This window comes from Glycomyces lechevalierae (genome assembly GCF_027622945.1).
Taxonomy (GTDB): domain Bacteria; phylum Actinomycetota; class Actinomycetes; order Mycobacteriales; family Micromonosporaceae; genus Glycomyces; species Glycomyces rutgersensis.
Genome location: NZ_JAPZVQ010000008.1, coordinates 191,274 through 213,493, shown reverse-complemented (window position 1 = coordinate 213,493; position 22,220 = coordinate 191,274). Strand labels below are relative to the sequence as shown.

The 22,220-nt window shown below is 69.0% G+C and carries 18 protein-coding genes and 1 pseudogene; 8 read left to right on the top strand and 11 right to left on the bottom strand.

The annotated features are described in order from the left end of the window. Entirely contained in the window at positions 1–660 is a 660-nt protein-coding gene (locus O2L01_RS14880; protein WP_270122744.1) for a nucleoside/nucleotide kinase family protein, read from the bottom strand. Positions 661–817: 157 nt separating this feature from the next. Between O2L01_RS14880 and O2L01_RS14875 the strand changes: the two genes are divergently transcribed. The 3 genes from O2L01_RS14875 to O2L01_RS14865 all read left to right on the top strand — a co-directional run bounded on the left by O2L01_RS14875 (position 818) and on the right by O2L01_RS14865 (position 3,736). Continuing rightward, positions 818–1,858 (top strand): NAD(P)-dependent alcohol dehydrogenase, encoded by a 1,041-nt coding sequence (locus O2L01_RS14875; protein WP_270122743.1) that lies wholly within the window; start codon positions 818–820, stop codon positions 1,856–1,858. Between the two features lie 146 nt (positions 1,859–2,004). Further along, a complete protein-coding gene (locus tag O2L01_RS14870) occupies positions 2,005–2,373 on the top strand; it encodes a PadR family transcriptional regulator (protein ID WP_270122742.1) in 369 nt (122 codons plus the stop codon). 1 nt (position 2,374) lies between these two features. Continuing rightward, on the top strand, positions 2,375–3,736 hold the full coding sequence (locus O2L01_RS14865; RefSeq protein ID WP_270122741.1) for a permease prefix domain 1-containing protein: 1,362 nt from the start codon (positions 2,375–2,377) through the stop codon (positions 3,734–3,736). A gap of 71 nt (positions 3,737–3,807) precedes the next feature. On the opposite strand, the gene O2L01_RS14860 is transcribed toward O2L01_RS14865, so the two are convergent. From O2L01_RS14860 to O2L01_RS14850, 3 genes are read right to left on the bottom strand one after another with little or no spacing between them, the layout of a single operon-like run. Beyond that, positions 3,808–4,809, bottom strand: coding sequence for a sugar phosphate isomerase/epimerase family protein (locus O2L01_RS14860; protein ID WP_270122740.1), 1,002 nt, complete (start codon positions 4,807–4,809; stop codon positions 3,808–3,810). Beyond that, positions 4,802–5,647: a sugar phosphate isomerase/epimerase family protein gene (locus O2L01_RS14855; RefSeq protein ID WP_270122739.1), complete on the bottom strand. Its 846-nt coding sequence runs from the start codon at positions 5,645–5,647 to the stop codon at positions 4,802–4,804. The genes O2L01_RS14860 and O2L01_RS14855 overlap by 8 nt, the downstream gene beginning before the upstream one ends. Beyond that, positions 5,644–5,772, bottom strand: a complete 129-nt coding sequence (locus O2L01_RS14850; protein ID WP_270122738.1) for a hypothetical protein — start codon at positions 5,770–5,772, stop codon at positions 5,644–5,646. The genes O2L01_RS14855 and O2L01_RS14850 overlap by 4 nt, the downstream gene beginning before the upstream one ends. Positions 5,773–5,974: 202 nt before the next feature. Here O2L01_RS14850 and O2L01_RS14845 point away from each other — a divergent pair, with 202 nt between their 5' ends. After that, a complete protein-coding gene (locus tag O2L01_RS14845) occupies positions 5,975–6,904 on the top strand; it encodes an aldo/keto reductase (RefSeq protein WP_270122737.1) in 930 nt (309 codons plus the stop codon). Between the two features lie 58 nt (positions 6,905–6,962). On the opposite strand, the gene O2L01_RS14840 is transcribed toward O2L01_RS14845, so the two are convergent. Both O2L01_RS14840 and O2L01_RS14835 read right to left on the bottom strand, forming a co-directional pair. Beyond that, a complete protein-coding gene (locus tag O2L01_RS14840; RefSeq protein WP_270122736.1) occupies positions 6,963–10,226 on the bottom strand; it encodes a DUF4132 domain-containing protein in 3,264 nt (1,087 codons plus the stop codon). A gap of 41 nt (positions 10,227–10,267) precedes the next feature. Further along, positions 10,268–10,846, bottom strand: coding sequence for a TetR/AcrR family transcriptional regulator (locus tag O2L01_RS14835; RefSeq protein ID WP_344469355.1), 579 nt, complete (start codon positions 10,844–10,846; stop codon positions 10,268–10,270). Between the two features lie 73 nt (positions 10,847–10,919). Between O2L01_RS14835 and O2L01_RS14830 the strand changes: the two genes are divergently transcribed. Beyond that, positions 10,920–11,762 (top strand): alpha/beta fold hydrolase, encoded by an 843-nt coding sequence (locus O2L01_RS14830; protein WP_270122734.1) that lies wholly within the window; start codon positions 10,920–10,922, stop codon positions 11,760–11,762. A gap of 61 nt (positions 11,763–11,823) precedes the next feature. Here O2L01_RS14830 and O2L01_RS14825 read toward each other — a convergent pair whose 3' ends face one another. Further along, positions 11,824–13,374 carry an Hsp70 family protein gene (locus O2L01_RS14825; protein WP_270122733.1) on the bottom strand — a complete coding sequence of 517 codons (1,551 nt, stop codon included), beginning with the start codon at positions 13,372–13,374 and terminating at the stop codon, positions 11,824–11,826. 329 nt (positions 13,375–13,703) lie between these two features. Here O2L01_RS14825 and O2L01_RS14820 point away from each other — a divergent pair, with 329 nt between their 5' ends. The 3 genes and pseudogenes from O2L01_RS14820 (at position 13,704) to O2L01_RS14810 (ending at position 16,359) form a co-directional block, all read left to right on the top strand. Next, on the top strand, positions 13,704–14,486 hold the full coding sequence (locus tag O2L01_RS14820) for an NAD(P)H-dependent oxidoreductase (RefSeq protein WP_270122732.1): 783 nt from the start codon (positions 13,704–13,706) through the stop codon (positions 14,484–14,486). Positions 14,487–14,572: 86 nt separating this feature from the next. After that, a pseudogene (locus O2L01_RS14815) lies at positions 14,573–14,677 on the top strand (endonuclease NucS); the annotation flags it as partial. Positions 14,678–14,739: 62 nt separating this feature from the next. Next, a complete protein-coding gene (locus O2L01_RS14810; protein WP_270122730.1) occupies positions 14,740–16,359 on the top strand; it encodes a recombinase family protein in 1,620 nt (539 codons plus the stop codon). On the opposite strand, the gene O2L01_RS14805 is transcribed toward O2L01_RS14810, so the two are convergent. The 4 genes from O2L01_RS14805 to cyaB form a co-directional block, all read right to left on the bottom strand. Further along, a complete protein-coding gene (locus O2L01_RS14805; RefSeq protein WP_270122729.1) occupies positions 16,324–17,025 on the bottom strand; it encodes a hypothetical protein in 702 nt (233 codons plus the stop codon). The two genes, O2L01_RS14810 and O2L01_RS14805, sit on opposite strands and share 36 nt — an antisense overlap. Positions 17,026–17,279: 254 nt before the next feature. Next, positions 17,280–18,062, bottom strand: coding sequence for a replication-relaxation family protein (locus tag O2L01_RS14800; RefSeq protein ID WP_270122728.1), 783 nt, complete (start codon positions 18,060–18,062; stop codon positions 17,280–17,282). Between the two features lie 23 nt (positions 18,063–18,085). Next, complete coding sequence (locus O2L01_RS14795; RefSeq protein ID WP_270122727.1) at positions 18,086–20,530, bottom strand: type IV secretory system conjugative DNA transfer family protein; 2,445 nt, start codon at positions 20,528–20,530, stop codon at positions 18,086–18,088. Between the two features lie 1,131 nt (positions 20,531–21,661). After that, positions 21,662–22,213, bottom strand: a complete 552-nt coding sequence (gene cyaB / locus O2L01_RS14790) for a class IV adenylate cyclase (protein ID WP_270122726.1) — start codon at positions 22,211–22,213, stop codon at positions 21,662–21,664. Positions 22,214–22,220: the final 7 nt, after the last annotated feature.

The window sequence follows — 22,220 nt, the reverse complement described above, 5'->3', positions numbered from 1 at the left end:
TTACCCGTCGGCTCTGCCGATGCCCAACGCCTCGAAGTCGATCACGAGGTCGGCCCGGTGCCGCGCGGCGCGGATGCGCTCGGCGTTGCGCTCGTCGACGTCCGCGACCCACGAGCGGGCGTGCTCGGGCGACTTCCCGAACCGCTCGTGCCGGGCCACGAGCCGCGCCAGCCGCAGCGGCTCGGGCGTCTCGCAGTACCAGACCTCGGTGAGCGCGGCCCGCACGCCGGGCCACGGGCCGTCCTCGTCGAGCAGGTAGTTCCCCTCGGTCACCACGACCTCGGCCTCGGGCGGGACCGCGATCGACCCGGCCACGGGCTCGCCGACCCGGCGGTCGAACTCGGGGGCGTACACCACCGCTTCCCGTTCGGCCGCAAGGCGTTCCAGCAGGGCCCGGTAGCCGTGGCCGTCGAACGTGTCGATCGCGCCCTTGCGTTCGCGCCGCCCGAGGCGCACGAGTTCGGCGTTCGCCAGGTGGAACCCGTCCATCGGCACCTGCACGGCCCGCCGGCCCTCCGCGTCGAGCGCCCGCGCCAGCCACGCGGCGGCGGTCGATTTGCCCGCTCCGGGGCAGCCGGCGATGCCGATGAGCACGCGGCCCGGCGCGGTCAGGGCCTTCGCGCGGGCCAGCAGGGCCTGGGGGTCGTCTGCGATGTCCACGCGCCGAACCTAGCCGACCGCCCGCGCGTGCGGGTCCCCGGCGGTCCCGATTCGGGCCTCAAGCGGCCCCCACCGGGTTACGGTGACCGGGTCAACAGGCCTGCCATCTGCGGTTTCGCGGCGGGCGAAGCACGAGCCGCAAGATCCGGAGGAGTCCATGAAAGCCCTGCAGTACCGCGAGATCGGCGCCGCGCCGGTGGTCGTCGAGATCCCCACGCCCGAGCCCGGACCCGGCGAAGTGCTCCTCAAGGTCACCGCCGCCGGGGTGTGCCATTCCGACATCGCCGTCATGTCCTGGCCCGCCGAGGGATTCCCGTACGAGCTGCCGCTGACGCTCGGCCACGAGGGCGCGGGGACCGTGGCGGCGCTCGGGGACGGCGTGCACGGCGTCGAGATCGGCGAGTCCGTCGCCGTCTACGGCCCGTGGGGCTGCGGGCGCTGCGTCACCTGCGCCGCAGGCAAGGAGAACTACTGCCAGCGCGCCGCCGAGCTCAAGATCAACCCGCCCGGGCTCGGCTCGCCCGGCGCGATCGCCGAGTACATGATCGTGGACGACGCGCGGCACCTCGTGCCGCTCGGCGACCTGGACCCGGTGCAGACCGTGCCGCTCACCGACGCCGGGCTCACGCCGTACCACGCGATCAAGGGTGCGCTGCCGAAGCTGGCGCCCGGTTCGACGGCCGTGGTGATCGGCACGGGCGGGCTCGGGCACGTCGCGGTGCAGCTGCTGCGGGCGCTCACGGCCTCGCGGGTGATCGCGCTCGACGTCTCCGAGGAGAAGCTGGCGCTCGCGCGCCGGGTGGGGGCGCACGAGACGGTGCTCTCGAACGCGGAGGCGGCCGGGAAGGTGAAGGACCTGACCGGTGGTATCGGGGCGCAGGCGGTGTTCGACTTCGTGGGCGCGGCGCCGACCGTGGCGACGGCGGGCGCGTGCGCGGCGGTGGAGGCGGACGTGGTCATCGTGGGCATCGGCGGCGGGACGCTGCCGGTGGGGTTCGGGGCGCTGCCGTTCGAGGTGTCGGTGTCGGCCCCGTACTGGGGTTCGCGAGACGAGCTGATCGAGGTGTTCGACCTGGCCCGCGCGGGCATGGTGGACGTGCACGTGGAGCGGTTCGGGCTCGACGACGCGCCGGAGGCGTACGAGCGGCTGCACGCCGGGACGATCGACGGCCGCGCGGTGATCGTGCCGAACGGGTGAGGGCTTTCGGGGCGGCGGGGTCGGGCTGAACGCCCGGCCCCGCCGCTGTCGTACTGCGCGGCGTCTCCTTGCGGAACAGCGGACCCTAGCGCTACGATGCATAGAACCTCAAGGCATAGCACTACTAGGGTTAGGAGGCACCCCTCATGCACATCGCCAAAGACCTCGTCGCCGCCTCGGCGACGCCCCTGGTCCTCGGCATCCTCGCCGAGGAGGAGAGCTACGGCTACGCCATCCTCAAGGCGATCGCCGAGCGCTCCGGCGGCCGCCTCGAATGGACCGAAGGCCTGCTCTACCCGCTCCTCCACCGCCTCGAGCGGCTCGGCTACGTCGAGTCCACCTGGCGCACCCCCGACGGCGGGCGGCGGCGCAAGTACTACGCCATCACCCCTGACGGCCTGCGCGAGCTGGCCGAGCAGCGCAAGCAGTGGGACGCCGTCACCGAAGCGCTGCAAGACATCTGGAAGGCCACGCGGTCGATCGCGCCGCTCGCCCCGCCCGCGCTGGAGGCGTGACATGACCGGGAACGACACCGAGCTCGAGGCGCAGATCGCCGAATGGCGCGCCTACATGCTCCGCCGCCGCGCCGTCAGCGGCGCCGATGTCGACGAGCTGGAGGACCACCTCCGCGAGCGCGTCGCCGACCTCACCGAGACCGGCCTGCGGCCCGACGAGGCCTTCCTCATCGCCGTGAAGCGCATGGGCCGCATGGACGAGCTCTCCCGCGAGTTCGCCCGCGAGCACTCCGACCGGCTCTGGAAGCAGCTCGTGCTCACGGACGAGGACGCGTCCGCCGCGGCCGAGCGGCGCCGCGGCCTGCTCGTCATGGTCGCCTGCGCGGCCCTCGCGGTGCTGGCGGTCAAGCTCCCGGCCCTGTTCGGGCTCGGACTCGACGACGACCCGGCGTTCTACGTCAGGAACCTCGGCCTGCTCGTGCTCGCGCCGCTCGCGGTGTACTTCGCGGTGCGCCGCAAGGTGCACCGCGGCACCGTGATCGCGCTGGTCGGGCTGTTCGCACTCGGGGCGGTGGCCACCAACGCGTATCCGCTCGACGAGGACTCCCAGTCCATAGTGCTCACTTCAATCCACCTGCCGCTCGCGCTGTGGCTCGTCGTCGGGATCGCCTACGCCGCAGGGGAATGGCGCTCGGGCCAGAAGCGCATGGACTTCATCCGCTTCAGCGGCGAGTGGTTCATCTACTTCGTGCTCATCTGCATGGGCGGCGGCGTCCTCGCCGCGATCACCGTGGGCACGTTCAACGCCATCGGGATCGACGCCGAGGTGTTCATCAGCGAATGGCTCGTCCCCTGCGGCGGCGCGGCCGCCGTGGTCGTCGCGGCCTGGCTCGTCGAGGCGAAGCAGAGCGTCGTCGAGAACATGGCGCCCGTGCTCACCCGCGTGTTCACGCCCCTGTTCGCGGTGACCCTCGTGGCCGTGCTCGTCGCGATCGCCGTGACCACCAACGCGATCGACGTCGAACGGGACATGCTCATCCTGTTCGACCTGCTGCTGGTGGTCGTGCTCGCCCTGGTCCTGTACTCGATCTCGGCCCGCGACCCGGGCGCGCCGGCCGGGTTCTTCGACTGGATGCAGCTCGCGCTCGTGGTGAGCGCCCTGCTCATCGACGTGCTCGTGCTCGTCGCGATCACCGGCCGCATCACCGAGTTCGGGTTCACGCCGAACAAGAGCGCCGCGCTCGGCGAGAACCTGGTCCTGTTCGCGAACCTGGCCTGGACGGCCTGGCTGTACTGGTCGCTCGTGAAGGGCCGCAAGAAGTTCGCGCGGCTCGAGCGTTGGCAGACCGATTACGTGCCGGTGTACGCCGCCTGGGCGTGGGTCGTGGTGCTGGTCTTCCCGCCGCTGTTCGCCTTCGCGTAGAACGCGAGAGCCCCGGGCCGCGGCCTCGGCGGTGCGAGCCGCACATGAGCCACGCGGCCCGGGGATTCGTCCTATTCGGAGCTGAACGCGGCGTCGAACGAGGCGTCCGGCTTGTCGAAGTTCAGGTTCCGCACGTACTCGAGGGCTTCAGGGGCGCCGCGCAGGCGGTCCATGCCCGCGTCCTCCCACTCGATCGAGATCGGGCCGGTGTAGCCGATCGCGTTGAGCACCCGGAAGCAGTCCTCCCAGGGCACGTCGCCGTGGCCCGTGGACACGAAGTCCCAGCCGCGCCGGGCGTCGCCCCACGGCAGGTGCGAGGAGAGGCGCCCGTTCCGGCCGTCGAAGCGCTTGCGGGTGTCCTTGCAGTCCACGTGGTAGATCCGCTCGCGGAAGTCCCACAGGAACGCGGCCGGGTCGATGTCCTGCCACACCATGTGGCTCGGGTCCCAGTTGAGCCCGAACGCCTCGCGGTGCCCGACGGCTTCGAGCGCGCGGTGCGTCGACCAGTAGTCGTAGGCGATCTCCGAGGGGTGCACCTCGTGCGCGAACCGGACGCCGACCTCGTCGAACACGTCGAGGATCGGGTTCCAGCGCGCCGCGAAGTCGTCGTAGCCCGCCTCGATCACGGACTCCGCGACCGGCGGGAACATCGCCAAGTACTTCCACACGGCCGAGCCGGTGAAGCCGACGACGGTGTCGACGCCGAGCTTCGCGGCGGCGCGCGCGGTCGCCTTCATCTCCTCGGCGGCGCGCCGGCGGACCCCTTCGGGCTCGCCGTCGCCCCACACGCGGGACGGCACGATCGCGCGGTGGCGGTCGTCGATCGGGTCGTCGCAGACCGCTTGGCCCACAAGGTGGTTCGAGATCGTCCAGAGGCCGAGGCCGTGCTTGTCGAGCAGGGCCTTGCGCTCGGCCACGTAGTCGTCGTCCTCGGCGGCCCGCACGACGTCGAGGTGGTCGCCCCAACAGGCCACTTCGAGGCCGTCGTACCCCCATTCGGCGGCGAGCCGGCACACCTCCTCGAACGGCAGGTCGGCCCACTGGCCGGTGAACAGCGTGATCGGTCTAGGCATCGGTGAGACTCCTCAGATAGGCGAGTCCGTCGACGGCGAGGGCGTCTTGGCTCGATGCGAGCGGCCGCCAGATCGAGGCGGCCGTCGCGATGGTGGCATTGTGCGAGGTGAACGACTCGATCACGAGCGGGCCGGGGTATCCGGCCAGGTCGAGCGCGTGCAGGAGGGAACGCCAGTCAAGGTGGTCGCGGCCCGGGGAGCCCCGGTCGTTGCCGCAGACCTGTACGTGCCCGATCCGGTCCCCGGCGCGGATGATGGCCGCCGGGAGGTCGGTCTCCTCGATGTTCATGTGGTAGACGTCAAGGGCCAGTGCGGTTCCCGCCAGTCCGTCCAATGCGTCCAGTGCCTGGTCCACGGTGTTGACCAGGCTGGTCTCGTAGCGGTTCAAGGGTTCCACGGCGACGGTGACGCCGCGTTCGGCCGCGTAGTCCGCGACCGGCGCCAGGTTCGCCCGCAGTTCGCGGTAGGCGGCGGGCCGGTCCTCGATGCGCCGGGTGCGGCCGACGGAGGCGTACGCGGGCCCGGCGATCACCTTGGAGCCCACGGCGACCGCCGCGTCGACGACGCGGCGGAGGTAGTCCTGGGTCTCGGCGATGACAGCGCGCGGGGCGGCCACGAGCTCGCGGCCGGGGCCCATCACGAGCACCACGGTCGCGTCGAGCCCGAGGCCCTGCAGGAGTTCGCCGGCGCGCTGGGGGTCCCAGTCGCCGGGTGACTCGACGGGCAGTTCGATCGTGTCGAACCCCCAGTCGCGGACCATGGGCGCGAGCCGGGCCAGGGCCTCGTCGTCGAGCGGCGAGACCCAGACCCAGGTGTTGACGCCGAGCTTGCGCGTCAACGGTCGCACCGGGGCGAGCCGGGCAGGTCCCCGCCGAACGTCGCGCAGTGCGGCGACGGCACGTCGGCGTCGTGTTCGAGGTAGTCGTCCAAGTCGGCCTCCGTGTTCGGCTCCTGCGGCAGCACCCACTCGAAGGTACCTGCTCGCCGCGGGCGTGTGGTTCACTGGTGGCGTGACGGATGATGCGCCAGTGGCTCGCCGTCCGGTCTCGGGAACCCCCGTCCGCGCCGGAATCCGACCCTCGCGCGACGGCGCCCGGCGCTCCGGGCGCTCCGCCCTCACCGCCCGGCTCGACTCGAGCACCGATTTCAAGACGAACGGATGATGATGCAGCGCAACACCCTCGGCCGGACCGGCCTCGAAGTCACGCCCCTGTGCATCGGCACCAGCACCCTCGCCGGGTTCGACGCGGTGTACGGGTACGAAGTCGACGACGAACGGGCCGTCCAGACGATCCTCGCGGTCTTCGACAGCGAGGTGAACTACCTCGACACCGGCAACAACTACGGCAAGGACGGCCTGTCCGAACGCCGCATCGGCGAGGCCATCCGGCGCCGCGGCGGCCTGCCCGAGGGCTTCGTCCTCCAGACCAAAGTGGACGCCGACCCGGAGACCGGCGACTACTCGGGCGACCGGGTGCGCCGCTCGCTCGAGGAGAGCCTGGAGCGGCTCGGCGTCGACCACCTGCCGATCCTCGCCCTGCACGACCCCGAGTTCATGAAGCAGGACGGCTTCGCGCCCGGCGGCGCGCTCGAAGCGCTCATCGAGATCCGCGAGTCCGGGGTGGCCGACCACCTCGCGGTCGCCTCGGGCGACGTGCAGGTCAGCCAGCGGTACCTCGAGACCGGCGAGTTCGACCTCGTGCTCAACCACAACCGGTACACGCTGCTCAACCGCGAGGCCGAGGAGCTGTTCACGAAGGCCCGCGCGGACGGCCTCGGCGTCCTCAACGCCGCCCCGTACGGCGGCGGGATGCTCGCCAAAGGCCCTGCGCAGCAGCCGAAGTACTGCTACGGCGAACGAGACGAGTCCATCGCCGCGGCCGCTTTCGCGATGGCCGAGGCATGCGAGCGCGCCGGGGTGCCGCTCATCGCGGCCGCGCTGCAGTTCTCGACCCGCTCGCCGCTCGTCGACTCCACCGTGGTCGGCATCTCCAAGCCCGAGCGCGCGGCCGAGACCATCGCGCTGCTCGAGGTCGAGATCCCCGAGTCGCTGTGGGAAGAACTCGAGGCACTGGCCCCGAACGCCGGGATCTGAACGGGGACAACCGAGGTCAGGGGATCCCCGGGGCCGCGGCCCCGGGGATCCCCTGACGCTATGAGCGGGTGAGCCGCGCGATCACCAGCAGGATCTCGGAGATCGCGACCGGATCGATCGCCTCCCCTTCGGGCAGCACCAGTTCGACGGTCTCGAGCGTCTGCTCGGTGTTGTTGTCGTACCCGTAGCCGGGGTGGACCCCGGGCGCCGAATCCAGGTACACGTACCCGCCCTCGGGGAACTCGCGGTAGAGGCCGTAGCCGCCGCGCGTGGCGGGCCCGCCGAACTTCCAGCCCCGGTTGAGCAGGCCGATGAGCGGCCCGCCGCCGGCCTTCACGCCTTCGAAGCGCGTGAGCCGTCCGGCCTTGCGCTCCTCTTCGGACAGTTCGTAGGCCGGCCGGCCGAGCTGGTCGAACGGCTGCAGGATCTCGTAGTCGCTGAACACCGTGGCCCACTCGTCGACCTGGTCCCCCAGGGTGAGCGGGTGCGCCAGGCGCACGCTCGCGTCCTCGGGCAGCTCGAACGGCTCGTCCTCGACGTCGGCGAAGGTGCGGTCCTCGGCGAGGCGGAACGCGGCGCCGTCGGCCTGCCAGACGAGGCGGCTCGAGAGGTGCCACATGAGCGGGTGGTCGACCAGGAACTCGCGGAACTCCGCGCTGCTCCAGGTGCGGCCGCTCCCCATGGCCGCTTCGAGGCGCTTGACCTGCTCGGCGGCCGTGGCCTTGAGGTCCTTGCGCAGCGCGGCGAACCGCTCGTACGCGGGCGGCGCGAGCTCGGGGTCGTCCTTCGCGTTGGGCTTCGGCGCGCTCGCGCGGCGCTTCCCCTCGTCGTCCAGGACATACGGTTTGAGCGACTCGTCGAACTTGATCGTGAAGGTGCGCGGCCCGTAATCGAGCACGAGGGAGTCCCCGGCGAGCCCGAAGTCGGGCACGAGGCGGTCGCCCAACTGGTCGAGCGTGAGCGCCAGCCGCTCGGCGATCACCTCGATCTGCTCGGTGGCGGTCTTCTTGAGCGCCTTGAACTTCGCCTTCTGCGCGATGCCGTGCACGGCCCGCAGGGCGGCCTCGGAGCCGACCCCGCCCAGGATCTCCAGGCCCCGCACGGACTTGCGGTTCTGGCTCTGGCCGGGCCACTCCTTGATGAGCGCGGTCAGCCGCCGCACGGCGTGGTCGTCGGCGAAGCGCCGCAACTGGTCCATCGCCCACGCGTCCTTCGACGGCGACCCCGCCGCGAGCCACAGCTCGAACAGCCCCCACGAGAACGCCGTCAGCGAGATCGGATCGCACTCGGCCGCGAGGAGGTCCACGCCCGCGTACGGCCGCTCGCCGTCGTCGATCGCCAGCGCGGTCATGAGCGCGAGCACCGCCGCATCCGGAAGGGCCGCAGCGCGGTCGGCGAGGAGCACCTGCGGGAGCAGCGCCGGATCGGCCCACTTGGCCGGCTTCGGGACGCGCACCTGCGGGTCGAGCGGGTCGGCGTCGAGCAGCGCGGCGACGGCCGCGGCGGCGGCGTCCCCGTAGACCGCCGCCTGCTCGTCCACAACGGACCTGTCGAGGTACCTGAGGGCGTCGAGCGCGGCCTTGGCGAGCTTGGCGTCCTTGCCCACGGCGTCCGGGATGAGGAGCGCGGCGGCGTCGGCGGCGTGCCGGTCGAGCCAGGCCTTCGCGGTGGCGCGGTCGTTCGAGCGCTTGAGCCAGCCCGCCGCGAGCCGCGCGGCGTCGCGGTTCACGAAGGGCATCATGGCGGCCCGGTGCGATGATCTGCGTTTGAGCAGGGGCATCACGGGCGGCGCGGCCTCGTCGCCGAAGCGGGCGAGGATCGCCTGGAGCGTGCCGGTCCCGAGCGAGGCGGTCGCACCGTCCCATTTGGCCAGTGCGGTGCGGGCGCGGTCCTCGGGGCCGTAGGCGATGAGCTCGTTGAAGACCCAGTCCTCGGGGCCGGTCACCGAGCCCCAGTAGCTCGTCCAGTGGGATTCCTGGGTGTAGTAGCTCCGGTACTCGGAGGTCTGGAGCCACTCGTCGCGTTCGCCTGGGGCCCAGCGCAGTTCGTCGGTCGCGGGCGGGGTGAGCACCAGCGGTTCGCGCTTCGTCGGCTTGGCGTAGGGCGCCCATGGGAGGTCGGCGTACACGGCCGGGACCGTCTCGGCGACGGGATGGCGCCGGCGGGTCAGCTCGGCGATCCGCTCCTGGTCGGTCTCGCTCAACTCGGCGACCCTGTCGAGCAGGCCGTTCGCGCGGGCGAACCCGGCGAGGCGGGGCCTGGAGGCGGCGGGGGTGTTCGGCGCCATGGCCGCGACGGCGCGCAGGGCCCGGAGCGGGAACCGCTGCGCCGCCTGCTCGGCCGCGGCGAGGGCGAGCGGGTTCGTGGTCTCCCCGAGGAGGTACGAGACGGCCGCGTCGGAGGGCAGGCGGCTGATGGCGTCCAGGAGGAGTTCGCGGGTCTCGGTCGTGGGCCGGTCCTCGGACTGGAGGGTGTTCAGCAGGACGGGGAGGGCGTCGGCACCGAGCGCGTCGACCACCAGGGCGATCCGGGCGTCGATGGCGCCGTAGGAGCCGAGGACACGCGCGCCCGCCCGTTCGGCCTGCTCCGAGGTGGAGACCATCGCCCATATCAGGTCGTAGCCGGACCGCTCGTATCGAGATCCACTGTGGAGGTCGCACGCTTCGCGGACCCAATCCTCCTGGTCGGGCATGAGCAGGGCGGCGGCGAACTTCTTCGCGTCGCTGTCGCGCTGCTGCGCGATCGCCTCGCGCACCTCGGCGTACTCCGCTTCCGGAAGGGCCGCAAGGAGGGAGCGGAGCGGGCGGATCCGCCGCAGGTGCGAGTTCGTGAGCGCCAGGTGGTGCACGTTCGGCACCTCGATCCTCGCGCTCCGCGAGCGGTTCCGCGAGCCCGCCCACCAGTGCACCTGGTGGCCGATCATCTCGACCATGACCTGGCAGGCGAAGGCCGGGCCGTGCTCGGCGACCAGGGCGTCCCGGCCGCGGTCCTCGACCTCGTACAAGCCGCCGGCCGCGAGCCCGAGGAGGACCAGGGCCAGCGCCGCGCCCTGCGGGTCCGGATCCCCGGCCATCCCGGCCCGGATCGCCGGCTCGTACGCGGGGACCGCGAGGTCCCTGATCGCCTGTTCGAGGTCGTCGGCGTGCTCCTTGTAGAGCGCCTTGAGCCATTGCGGCCCAGCGGGATCGATGGCCACCGGCTGCGGCGTGCCGCGTCCGCGCCATTCAAGGCCGCGCCATTCAAGGAAATGCTCGCGCCACTCGTCGCGGACCGCCACGCGGTCTTCGTCGGGCGCGGCGTTCGAGGGATCAGTTCCGTTCACGCCCAAGAGCATAGGAACCCGGTACGACATCCGGCCAGGGCTCAGTCCAGCGCGGCGCCGAGCAGCACTTCGGCGGCGGCGCGGGCCTGGGCCGCGGCCTCGGGGGTGCCCGCGATGGCGGCGGTCGTCTGCGCGCCTTCGGCGAGGATCGCGAGCTGGGCGGCGAGTGTCTCGGGGCCGCCGGCGTCGCGCACGAGGTCCGCGACGTACCGCTGGAAGGAGGCCTTCTGCTCGCGCACGGTGCGGCTGACGTCGGGGTTGCCGTCGTGCAGCTCGCCGTAGGCGTTGATGAAGGCGCAGCCGTTGAAGTCGGGCTCGCGGAACCAGCCGTCGAGGAAGTCGAAGACGGCGAGGATCTTCTCGCGTGCGGTGTCCGCGCGCTCGGCGGTGGCCGCGATGCCGGCGTTCCACTGGGCGCGGCGGCGTTCGAGGACGGCGGCGATGAGCGCGTCCTTCGAGGGGAACAGCGCGTAGATGCGCTTGAGCGAGACGCCGGCGGCGGTCCGCACCGCGTCCATGCCCACGGCCTGCACGCCGCGCGCGTAGAAGAGCTGGTCAGCGGCCTCGACCACCTGCGTCCGGGCGAGTGTGTCGTCAATCACAAAGGAACTCCTTGCCATGAGAACGGTCGTTCTCTATCGTAGTCTACATCAGCGGAGAACGATCGTTCTCCAACAAGAGAGGATCGCTGTCATGGGCACCATCACCGTCGGCACCGAGAACACCACCCCCGTCGAGCTCTACTACGAGGACCAGGGCGAGGGGCAGCCCGTCGTCCTCATCCACGGCTACCCGCTCAACGGCCACAGCTGGGAGCGCCAGACCCGCGAGCTCCTCGCGGCCGGGTACCGGGTCATCACCTACGACCGCCGCGGCTTCGGCCAGTCGAGCAAGGTCGGCACCGGGTACGACTACGACACCTTCGCCGCGGACCTGAACCAGGTCCTCGAGACCCTCGACCTGCGCGACGTCATCCTCGTCGGCTTCTCCATGGGCACCGGCGAACTCGCCCGCTACGTCAAGAACCACGGCCACGAGCGCGTCGCCAAGCTCGCCTTCCTCGCCTCGCTCGAGCCGTTCCTGGTCCAGCGCGACGACAACCAGGAGGGCGTGCCGCAGGAGGTCTTCGACGGCATCGCCGCCACCGCCGAGAAGGACCGCTACGCCTGGTTCACCCAGTTCTACAAGGACTTCTACAACCTGGACGAGAACCTGGGCGAGCGCATCAGCCAGGAGGTCGTGACCGCCAACTGGAACACCGCCACGACTTCGGCGCCCGTCGCCGCCTACGCGGTCGTGTCCTCCTGGATCGAGGACTTCCGCGAGGACGTCACCGCCGTCCGCGCCGCGGGCAAGCCCTCGCTGATCCTCCACGGGGACAAGGACAACATCCTGCCGATCGACGCCACCGGCCGCCGCTTCCACGCCGCGTTCCCCGAGGCCGAGTACGTCGAGGTCGCAGGCGCGCCCCACGGTCTGCTGTGGACGCACGCCGAGGAGGTCAACGAGGCGCTGCTGAAGTTCGTCCGCTCCTAGACCACCGCAAGGACCGAGGCCCTCTCCGCGACCGGAGGGGGCCCGGTCCTCTTCCCGCCGCTCAGCACGAATCAGAGCCGACGTACACGTACTCCAAACTGATCGGCGCGTCGCGGTCGCTCTGCGAACCGCCGCCCGGCGTCTGCCCGGTGACCTCGCAATTGCGGTAGCCGGGACCTTCCGAATCCCGGCGATCCCCTTGGACCGCGATATTGGTGAACCCCGCGGCGGCAAGCGTCCGCTTCGCGTCGGCGACCGTCTCCCCGACCACATCGGGCACTTCCGTTGTGGCGGCCTCCTGGTCCGAGGCAGGGGGCCCGTACGGCGTGGGACTCGAACCAGGATCCGAAGCAGGACTCGACGGCGTCGGCGAGGCCGCCGCCGCCGAGGCGGAGCCTTCGTCGTCTTCGGACTCAGGATGCTCCGACGCCACCGGCTCGCCGGAGTCCTCGGCATCCGTCGGAGCGGCCGACTCGGTCTCGGCCTCAGTCTCGACTTCGGCCGTTTCATCGACGGTCGCGGGACTGGACTGCAGGACGACGTCCCCTTCCAGCGCGGTGTCCGGACCGCCGCGATTGAGCAGCACGGTACCTACGACGGAGGCGACCAGGATGACGACCACCATCGCCGTCACCAGCACATCGGGACTCGCGTGCAACCGGGTGAACCGCGAGGTGTCTTCGGGCGCCTCCCCAGCGGCGCTTCGTATCCGGGCGAGCCCGGCGAGCGCCGCGCCTTCGGCGACCACCAGATCCGGCAGGTCGGGCCGCACGGGCTCGACGCCGAGATGATGCCCGAGCACGGTCGCGGCCAGCGGCATCCGGCTCACGCCGCCGACCAGCAGCAGGCCCTGGACCCGGTCGACCTCCACCGCCGCGTCCCGCATCGCGTCCTCGACCAGGCCGACGGTCCGCAGGATCGCCGGCATGAGGCACTGGTCGACGTCCTCCCTGGTCAGACGCAGGTCGCGCGCGAGCCCGGGCAGCGAGACGGTCACGGCCGGGTGGTCGGTCAGGTACTCGCGGGCGCGCCTGACCTCGTCGAGCACCTCGGCTCGCAGCGCGGTCTCGGCCGGGTCCCCCGCGCGCGCCCAGAACTCGGGGGCGGCCTGGCGGTATCGGCTCGCCAGGTGCTCGAGCAGGAGCCGGTCGAACTCGCGCCCGCCGATGTCGTCAGCGCTCGTCGCGGCCTCGATCGAGTAATGGTCGCCCTCGCGGCGGACGACGCCGACGTTGCAGGATCCCGCACCGATATTGCAGACGACGAACAGCGCATCCGAATCCGCTTCGCGCCCTTCGTCTTCGAGGTACTGCCGCGCGGCCGCCTCAGGCTCGGACACGAGGAAGGACGCGTCGAACCCGGCGTTCGCGGCCGCCTCGAGATGCGCCCGACGACGGGTCGAACTCCAGGTCGCGGGCACAGCTAGCACCACGAGCGCGGGCTCGTCCACGGGAGGATCGGCCGCGCCGTCGGCCCGCGGAGGCTCGAAGCGCGCGGTGCCCGCTTCGGCCTCCCCGGACTCGGCCCGGTGATCGCTGCGGCGGGTCGACACCGTCGTGGTCGACGACCCGAGGTCGACCCCCACTGCGACTGCTCGGGGTGCGGGTTGCATGCGGGTGAGTCTATGGGGTGGAATCGAACCGATTCAATGGGTGGGGTCGATCACATGCTCGCAGCGCGTTGCAGCCCTGCCGATTCCCGCCGTCTCCCCGAACCGAAGGACCTCAGTCCCCGGCTTCGGCCTCCGCGCCGCACCGTCTCCTCGACTTCGGCGATCCTCCCGGGCGTCCACTCGACCTCGAAATCCAACTCCAGGAACGCCGCCTCGATCGCGGCCACGGCCGTGCGCTGGCGAAGGTGGCCCCGGTAGACCCAGGACCGGCGGTCCAGCGGTCAAAGGGACTCTGGCCGGTCCCGCGAATCCAGCCCAAGCTTGCTGACATGAACGTACTCATCGTCCACGCCCACCCCGACGAGCGCTCCCTGACCGCCGCGCTCAAGGACCTCGCCGTCACCACCCTTGCGTCCCAAGGCCACACGGTCGTCGTCTCCGACCTCTACGCCATGAAATGGCAGTCGGCCGCCGACTTCACCGACTTCGACGGCATCACCGGCCCCGACTTCATGCACGCCTCCGGCACCGCCACCGAGACCGGCCGCCTCAGCCCCGAGATCCGCGCCGAACAGCAGAAGCTCCGCGACGCCGACCTCGTCATCCTGCTCTTCCCTCTCTGGTGGTTCACCGTCCCCGCCATCCTCAAAGGCTGGATCGACCGCGTCTTCACCTACAACTTCGCCTACGGCGCCGGCCTCGGCCGCTACGGCAGCGAAGGCCCCCTCGCCGGCAAGCGCGCCATGCTCGCCACCCTCACCGGCGGCCGCGCCGGCCACTACACCCCCCGCGGCGTCAACGGCCCCATCGACGACCTCCTCTTCCCCCTCAACCACGGCCTCCTCCACTTCACCGGCTTCGACGTCCTCCCGCCCTTCGTCGAACACAGTGCCGTCCACCTCACCGACACCGACTACCGGCGCATCACCGCCCACTTCCAAGAACGCCTCGAAACCGCCTTCACCACCGAGCCCATCCCCTACCGCTCCGAATCCAGCGCCGACTACACCGCGGTCACCCACCCCGGCGCCTCCGAACTCGCCCCCGGCCTCGAACACCCCGGCACCACCGGCTTCGCCCTCCACACCCACCCGACATCACCCAACCCCTGACGGCCCTGGTCCTCCGCCACCGGGCACGAATCTCAGCGGGCGCGGGCATGCCCGACCGATCCGCGGCCGCGGGTAGGGTGCTTGCCATGCGTTTGTTGGTGGCACGGTGCCAGGTCGATTACACGGGGCGGCTGGCCGCCCATTTGCCCATGGCGACACGGCTGATCATTTGGAAAGCGGATGGGACGGTCCTCTGATCTTCCAAACCGCCGGTTTAGCCGCTCCCTGTCCGTTTTGAGGGGAGAATGGCGACATGAAAGTCCTTCCTGTCAAGCGCATCAGCAGGGACACCGAATCGTCCAGCGCACTGGAGCGCCAGGACATCGAACTCCGGGAGGCCATCGCACTCGGCGGGCACGAACTCGTGCACATGGTCGAAGACGCAACTGTCTCAGGCGCGATCAACCTCGATGAACGCCCGTCGCTCGGTGAGTGGCTGACCGAGCCGAGGGTCCACGAGTGGGACGCCCTGATGGTCACCACCCAGGACCGCATCACCCGCGACGACATGCACTGGTGGCAGTTCGTCGGCTGGGTGCTCAAGAACGACAAGTCCGTGATCGTCCTCGACGATCCCTCGCTCGACCTCACGACAGAGGACGGGCGCATGATCGCGGGTATCAAGGCAACGCAGGCGGCGAAGTACCGCAAGACCGTTCAGGAGAAGAAGCTCAAGCAGACCGCCTACTACCGCGAGGTCAACCTCTGGAGTGGCGGCGTCTGGCCCTTCGGCTACAGGACCGAGGCGTTCCAGTTCAACGGGTCCAAGCGACTCCGACTCGTCAAAGACCCGTACACCGCCGGACTCGTTCGCGAGGCGTACGAACGCATCACCGACCTCGGGTCGAGCTTGAGCCGAATCTGCGCCGACTGGAACGCCCGGGGCGTCCTCACCGCGACCGACTACCAGAAGTCGGAAAATGCCAAGGCCAACAAGGAGGAGGCGAATACCAAGCCGCGTGGCGTGCGCTGGCAGCCTACGATCCTCAAGACGGTGCTGATCAGTCCGACGCTGATGGGCTACGCGACCCACAAGGGCAACATCGTCCGCAAGGACGGCCTCCCGGTGCAACGCGCTGAGCCGATCCTTACCCGAGCCGAGTTCGACCGGCTTCAGGAGGCGCTGGCGAAGCTCAAGGGTTCAGGCCGTCGGCCCTTCCACGAACCGACGGCCCTGGCCGGTCTCGTCTTCTGCATCTGCGGGCTTCCGCTGTACTCGAACTCGTCAAGCCGCAAGCTCGCCAACGGCACGCGTCGCGAATACCACTACTACCTCTGCGCGGCGCGGTTCTCTGACCAGATGTGCGAGCACCGCGTCTCTTGGGACCGGCAGTTCCTCATGGACTCCCTGGAGAGCTACTTCCTCGAAACGGTCGGCGACCTCGAGATCATGAACCGGGCCTTCATCCCCGGCCGTGACCGGACCTCCGAGGTGACCGAACTTCAAGGTGCCGTGGACAACTTGACCCAGGCCATCGCCAGCGCCGAATCCGCCACCGCGGTCACGGCACTGACCCAGTCCCTGGAGCGGCACGCGAGGAACCTCGAAACGCTCAAGGCAATGCCGGTAGTCCCGTCTTCCTGGCAGGAGACTGGAACCGGCATCACCTACCGCGAGAAGTGGGAGTCGCAGCCCGACTGGGACGCCAAGGGCGAGCTGCTACGCAAGGGCGGCTTCACGCTCTACTGCGCAGGCACTCCCGCTGCTCCCGTGCTGCACTTCCACATGCCCGAGAACATCGAACGCCGACTCGAACTCCGCACGATCGACTACCGTCCGGAGATCGAACTGCGCGACGGCATCCCGTATGACCGCGAGTCGGGCGCGCCGGTCGCCTCACTGCTGAAGTCCAACGGGCACCGACGCAGGTAAGCCGAACAGTTCGCCTCCATAGGTGAACGCGCCGTTCGGCTTCATGGGGATGAGGACGGGCTTGACTACCCCGTCCTCGATCTCCAACACCACGAACCCCGGCCCTCGCCCGAAGGCAGGCTTTCGGAGTTCGGCGCGGTGACTCGGCACCCTCAAATGACCGACCTCCACGGCGTGAAGGGTCTGCCTCCGCTCGCTCGGGCCACGCGTTTCGGAAGCGATCCCGAGGAACCCTGAACACCCGCAAACCACGTTGACTCCGAGTTTCCGCGCCTCGGCCAGCGCCGTCACCCCGACGGTCGATCGGCGTCGAACCCCGGGTACCGCACAGGCGATCACCCAACCCGGAACCAGCTCAACATAGCTGGGAAGCATCGTCACCTCGAAGCCAGCGAGCATTTCCGCCAGCGCCGTTGACGAATCCAGACCTCGGCTCAGTCGGGTTTGACGAGGTATCGGAGCGCTCCTGTTCGGCGTAGGCATCGCGACCTGCCCTGAGTACACCGCTCGCAGCGGACTCAGGTATTCACGCGCGACAGCGTCCAGCAGCGCCTCTTCGTCACGGCCCTTCCGTTCGCCAATCAAACGGTCCGCGTAGAGACCCCCGATATTAACCACAGCAGCCGGTTGCAGCCGCTCGATGAAGCGCAAATGGCTGGCGAGCAACCTGACTCCATGAACTGGGAACCCAATTGGGCTGGTGATGACGACCGTCCCGGAACGGAGATCGTTCAGGAGGACGCCACCCTCGGCCCCACGGGATATATGTTTCGGAGTCACGCTGCCCCGCACAACCTCCCCGCCACCTGGCGATACACCGCCATCCGCCCCCGCGCCGCCCGTAGGGGCGGTGTGGGGGCCAGCGGCAGGGCCGGTGTGGCCCGCGGTGTGGGGCCCGGTGTGCCCCCATTCTCGGCCGATCATGGCCTCACCTCCGGCCCGAGTTCGCTCAGCCTCACAAGCTGTTCGGAGCCGATCAGCCGCCAACATGCACCTAGCAGTCCGGTGCCGATGCTCGTGGTGGCGATCAGGAACGGGAACTGACGACCGGCGAGCTGGTCGTGGAGATTGCGTTCGCGACCGGGCCGAACGATTTGCAGCAGAACGTGCCGATGTCCGCCAGCAGGCTGCCTCGCGGCGTAGCGGTCGAGTTTCGCAGCCAGATAGGCGAGCGGTTCAGTACCGGTGTCGTACTCGAAGAAGAACGGAATCGCACCGCCTTCCACAGTAAGGACCCCGGCCCCGTCAGGCCGAACCTTCCCAAGGAAGAACCCGGCAGCCTCGTCCTCACACAGCCACTCGCTCAAAACCACACCGCCGTCTTGCCGAGCTTCAGCATGCAGGCGGGTGAAGAACGTGTTCACCCCCTCCAGATGCCCGCGTTTGCGGGACACCGCGAGCTGATGGATCGCGAGCGCAACCGCCGCTTTCGTCGGTGCGGGCTCCCCTCGCCGCCAGGCATGGACGCCAGCGCCCCAGTAGCCGAGCGTGTACCGGTACGCCTTCCGGTTATCGTCGCGGAACCTGGCGAGCACTTCCATTTCGACGAGCGTCACTGCGCGGACTCGAGCGGCCCATTCCGACGGAAAGCACAGGTCGGCCAATTGAGCTGCGGTGAGGATGCGATGCCGGGCCAGGGCATCGATGAGCCCCATGTCCCGCCCGGTCAGGCGTTCAAGGACTTCGGTGAAGTCCTTCGTCACCTGACCGGGTATCCGCTGTGCGCTCAAGCGGCCTCACCGAACCTCTCCTCGTTCGCCCGGCGCTGCTCGGCGAGGCGCTGCCGCAGGATCTTCGTGAACGGCCCCGCCTCTGGCGGCTTCGGTTTCCGGCCGGTGGCCTGGGCGCGGATTTGCTCGGCCTTGCCGACGATCGGCGCCGGCGGATCCGTCCGCAGCGTGAACGCCGGAGCCGCCACCCCGTCGACGATCAAGCGGCAACCCGCCTCCCAGGCACCCATTCGAGCAAGGTCCTCCTCGCTCAGCTCGGGCAGCGTGTGGCGCTGGAGCCGGTGAGCGTCTTCGGGACTGGCGTTGAAGAACACCTTGTTCCGCGCGTTCGCCGAGATCCCGTCCGCCAGCTCGCGATTGAGCTGACCGAGATGCTGATGCGCGAGCACCAGACCCATGCGCAGCCCGCGGGCCTCGGCGAGCAGATCCTCAATCGCGTAGGGCAGATTGAGGAAGTTGTGCGCCTCATCGATGTACAGCACCGTATCCGGCCGTTTGCCTTCCGGCAGCTCCGAGCGTCGCATGGCCGTCTGCCAGGCTTTCGCCACGAGCACCGACCCCATCAGCGGCACGGAGAACTCAGGCATCTCGCCCTTCGGCAAGCGCGCAAAGATGATCCCGCCGTTGTCGAGCACTTCACCGATGTCGACGGGGTTCACGGGCTTGCCAAACGTCGAGCGCATGAACTCGTTGCCGAACAGCGCATCGAAACGCGAGAGGATCGGCCCGATCGCCTGGTAGCGACTGGTCTTATCCATGTCCTCCCACCAGACCCAGAACCCGAGCAGCTGCTCATCATCGGGGTCAAGGCGCTTGACGACCTCCCGCCAGTAATCGGGCTTCATCATCAGCCCGGGCAGGTCCACCAGATCCAACTTCGCGGCGAGGACGGTCCGCAGCCCGTTGCGCAGGATGTAGTCCGCGCGAGGACCCCAGTGCCGCTCCCACAGCTTGTTGCAGATCCCGACCATGTGATCGACCGCGATCTCACTGTTCGGCCCCGACAACGGGAAGAACCCGTGCCCGTTCGATTCCGAGGGGTCGATCAACACCAGGCGGCCCTTGACCGTCTCCGGATCGAGCCGGTCAAGCAGATCGTTGATCAGATCGCCCTTCGGGTCGATCACCATGATCCCCTTCCCGTTCTTGATCTCGGCGAGGATCATGTTCTGCTCGAGCGTCGACTTCCCCGTACCTGTAGAGCCGAGGATGTGGACGTGCTGACGAGCATCAGCGGCAGCGAGCCCGATCTTCCGGCCGCCCTGCGCAGCCCGCCCGAGCGGCGTGACGTTCCGCCCCCCGGACCGGACCGCCTCGACCGGGCGCACCCGGCGCGCCCTGGCCCGCTCCAACACCGGCACCGTCTCGTCGAACGGCAGATGCGCCAGCGTGGCGACTTCTGCCGTGTTCAACGTGACCGTCGAACCGAGCGCCCAGGTGTTCACCAGCCGATCAGGCCGGAAAATCCGGCGTCGATAGACCCCGTTGGCGCCGGCGAGTGAATAGACCGAGGCACTGACCTGATTGTTGGTGGCCTTCAGTCGGGCCATGTGCCTCTCGGGTGCGGTGAGCGCCCACCTCGCCGAAGCCGACCAGAACGCCCCTTTGGCTACCCGGTCCTGCAGAAGCTTGCGCTTGTGCGAAACCCAGGCGGTCTCCGGTGCCGGGCGGGTCGACCCCGAACCCGGTGACGAGGCTGGATGCACGAAGTCGAGCGCCTCGTTGGCTAGGCTCTTCATGAACGAGGAGCCCCCGCCCCCACCGTTCGACCAGGCGGCCTTCGATATCCGCGACATCTGCCGCCGACTCGCCGGACAGACCGCGACCTGCACCACCAGGCACGTGTCGATGTCGAGTTCACCGATGTCGTGCAGCAGGAACCGCATCACATCAAACCCCGCGGGGCCGGGTGCCACCGGCACGTCAAGACCTCGGGCCCAGGCAAGCCTGCCGCCTTTGGCGAGCGGCTGCATCCGCAGCGGCGGCTCGGCCTCGACCACCGTCGTCGAAGCGCCGGGCCACGCGGCCTCGACCGCCCCCTCGACGAGCGCGGTGTCGATGCACGAGGGCACCCACACCCGCACCGTCAGCCGACGCCGATCGGCGCGCAGCTCCCACAACAGGTGCGGCTGGCCGAACCAGTACCGCCGCCAGGCGGGCCGGGCGATCGAACCGAGGTGGTCCCAGAACACCTCCCCGCCGGACTCGGGCACCTGGCCGGGCGCTGCGATCTCGACGTACCGTGAACCGGCCCGCCAGCGGGCCTGCTCACGGCCGTGCAGCACCCGCCGCACCACCTGCACCGCAAGCAGTGCCGTCAGGGCCGCTGCGAGGACCGCGGCAGCCATTCGTACCTGCGGGGTCTGGCCCAAATGGGCGAGCAGTCCCCACGGCCCGCTCTCGATGAGCGCGGGCATGTTAATGTTCGATTGCGTGTGCATGTAGAACCTCTCTTTCGTTGATTGAGCACACTGATAGACAGCCGCCGGGCCATCCAGAACCGGCAGCTAGCCACACGACAGCCGCTATAGGCCAGCGACTGCCATCGGCTATTCAATTGAGAAATCTGGAGACAAGTGACGTCAATCGAGGACACTCGAGACCGCTTGTCAAGGAGAAGAATGAACGGCACTCCGCCGACGCTTCGGAGCGCACCGCGGGCCGTAGGAGACTCACACCACCTGTGAAGTTGATGGACATCCAGTTGAGCTCGTTACTGCGGTTACTGTCAAGCACTCCGGTAACCCTCCAGCTCAAGCCCGGTTACCAGAATCGCCAGTAGCCGATAACCCTCGATGACCCTGCCCTCGGCAGATCGGTAACCGAACCTGCTGCCGGAAGAATCTGCGCCCGTCGTTTGAGGACGGGTACGGGTCGATGGGCGACCGGTCCGGTGCCTGAAACATTAGCCCCATAGGTATAGGCAACCAGAGGCCAGTTTTCCGCACCCCGAAAGCCCTCGTTTATCAAATTGTTATGGCAAAATCTCACGATTGCGCATGGACAAGCACAAAGGTGACCGGCTCACGAGCCAATCCGATTCACCGACTACACACCCGATCAGCGAGTCGGAGTCGAATGAAATCGCGCGAAGCGAACCACTACATCCATGCTCGGTACCTCCAAGTTGTCAACCGCGACATGCACTGCCCGCGGCTCCAGCGCCTGTTCGCTGCCCCCTCCATGAACGCTCGTGTCAGGGGCCTCCGTCAAGGGGTTGTGACAGTTTGTGACAGCACATGACTGTCACAAGCACCCGCACAGCCTCCGCTGTGACAGCCAAAACCGCAGCTCAGCACAGAATCGGAACGGACCGGGTTTATAGGCGGTCACGTGGAACCGCCGCCGGTCACAAGCTGTCACGGTGACCCTGTCGTGCGGGGTTGTGCGGGGCAGCCGGACCCGCACAACCACTCGCCGCCGCGTCGGCAACCGCGTTAACGTCGCCTCGTGGGGACTACGCCGCATGCAAGATGGCGCCGGAAAACAACTGGGACCCAGACGACCCGCGAGGGATACGCTGCTGACCGGAGGCCGGAGCGGACCCCTGGGACGCGGAACATTCGTCAGGTCTAGCGTGACCGTGCTTCGAGGACTGCATCCGTATAAGTACCGGGTTCAAGCTCGTTTTCAAGCCTCAGTTCCCTGAGCAAGCCCTTCAGCGCTTCGAGCGCCGCGTCGAACTGTTCGTCACCAACGAGGGTCTCTACTTCAAGAAACGCCCCGTCAAGCTCGGGTACATGGACAAGTGTGGCAAGAATGTCGTAGCCGGCGAACTGGAACGTGTAGTTCTGGCAGTGCTTCGTCAGCCGGACGTACTCTGTGAACCCGATGTCGAGCAGCAAACTCGCGACGGCATTCGGGGCGCTGACCTGGGTCTCATGCTCGGGCTTCGACCCGCTCTCCTCATCGACGCGTGCCTGCTTGTAGGTCAGGACTGAGCGCTGAGCCTTCGCAGTACTGACGGTCCGGATGCGGAGCTCTCGGTCGCTGCGGGTCAGCTCGTCGCCCTTGTCGTAGTAGATGTCCTGGTAAGTAGCATCCTCTGGAGTGGCTTGCCTGCCCAACCAGTCCTTGACCGAAGCAACGTCCTTGACACGCGCCTTGAGTTCCGCCTCAATCACGAGGACT

Excerpts from the sequence above, each read along its gene's own strand:
- O2L01_RS14820 (WP_270122732.1), top strand. The coding sequence starts at position 13,704 with ATGAACGTACTCATCGTCCACGCCCACCCCGACGAGCGCTCCCTGACC.
- O2L01_RS14845 (WP_270122737.1), top strand. The coding sequence starts at position 5,975 with ATGCAGCGCAACACCCTCGGCCGGACCGGCCTCGAAGTCACGCCCCTG.
- O2L01_RS14835 (WP_344469355.1), bottom strand. The coding sequence starts at position 10,846 with ATGGCAAGGAGTTCCTTTGTGATTGACGACACACTCGCCCGGACGCAG.
- O2L01_RS14830 (WP_270122734.1), top strand. The coding sequence starts at position 10,920 with ATGGGCACCATCACCGTCGGCACCGAGAACACCACCCCCGTCGAGCTC.
- O2L01_RS14795 (WP_270122727.1), bottom strand. The coding sequence starts at position 20,530 with ATGCACACGCAATCGAACATTAACATGCCCGCGCTCATCGAGAGCGGG.
- O2L01_RS14825 (WP_270122733.1), bottom strand. The coding sequence starts at position 13,374 with ATGCAACCCGCACCCCGAGCAGTCGCAGTGGGGGTCGACCTCGGGTCG.
- O2L01_RS14875 (WP_270122743.1), top strand. The coding sequence starts at position 818 with ATGAAAGCCCTGCAGTACCGCGAGATCGGCGCCGCGCCGGTGGTCGTC.
- O2L01_RS14810 (WP_270122730.1), top strand. The coding sequence starts at position 14,740 with ATGAAAGTCCTTCCTGTCAAGCGCATCAGCAGGGACACCGAATCGTCC.
- O2L01_RS14865 (WP_270122741.1), top strand. The coding sequence starts at position 2,375 with ATGACCGGGAACGACACCGAGCTCGAGGCGCAGATCGCCGAATGGCGC.
- O2L01_RS14860 (WP_270122740.1), bottom strand. The coding sequence starts at position 4,809 with ATGCCTAGACCGATCACGCTGTTCACCGGCCAGTGGGCCGACCTGCCG.
- O2L01_RS14870 (WP_270122742.1), top strand. The coding sequence starts at position 2,005 with ATGCACATCGCCAAAGACCTCGTCGCCGCCTCGGCGACGCCCCTGGTC.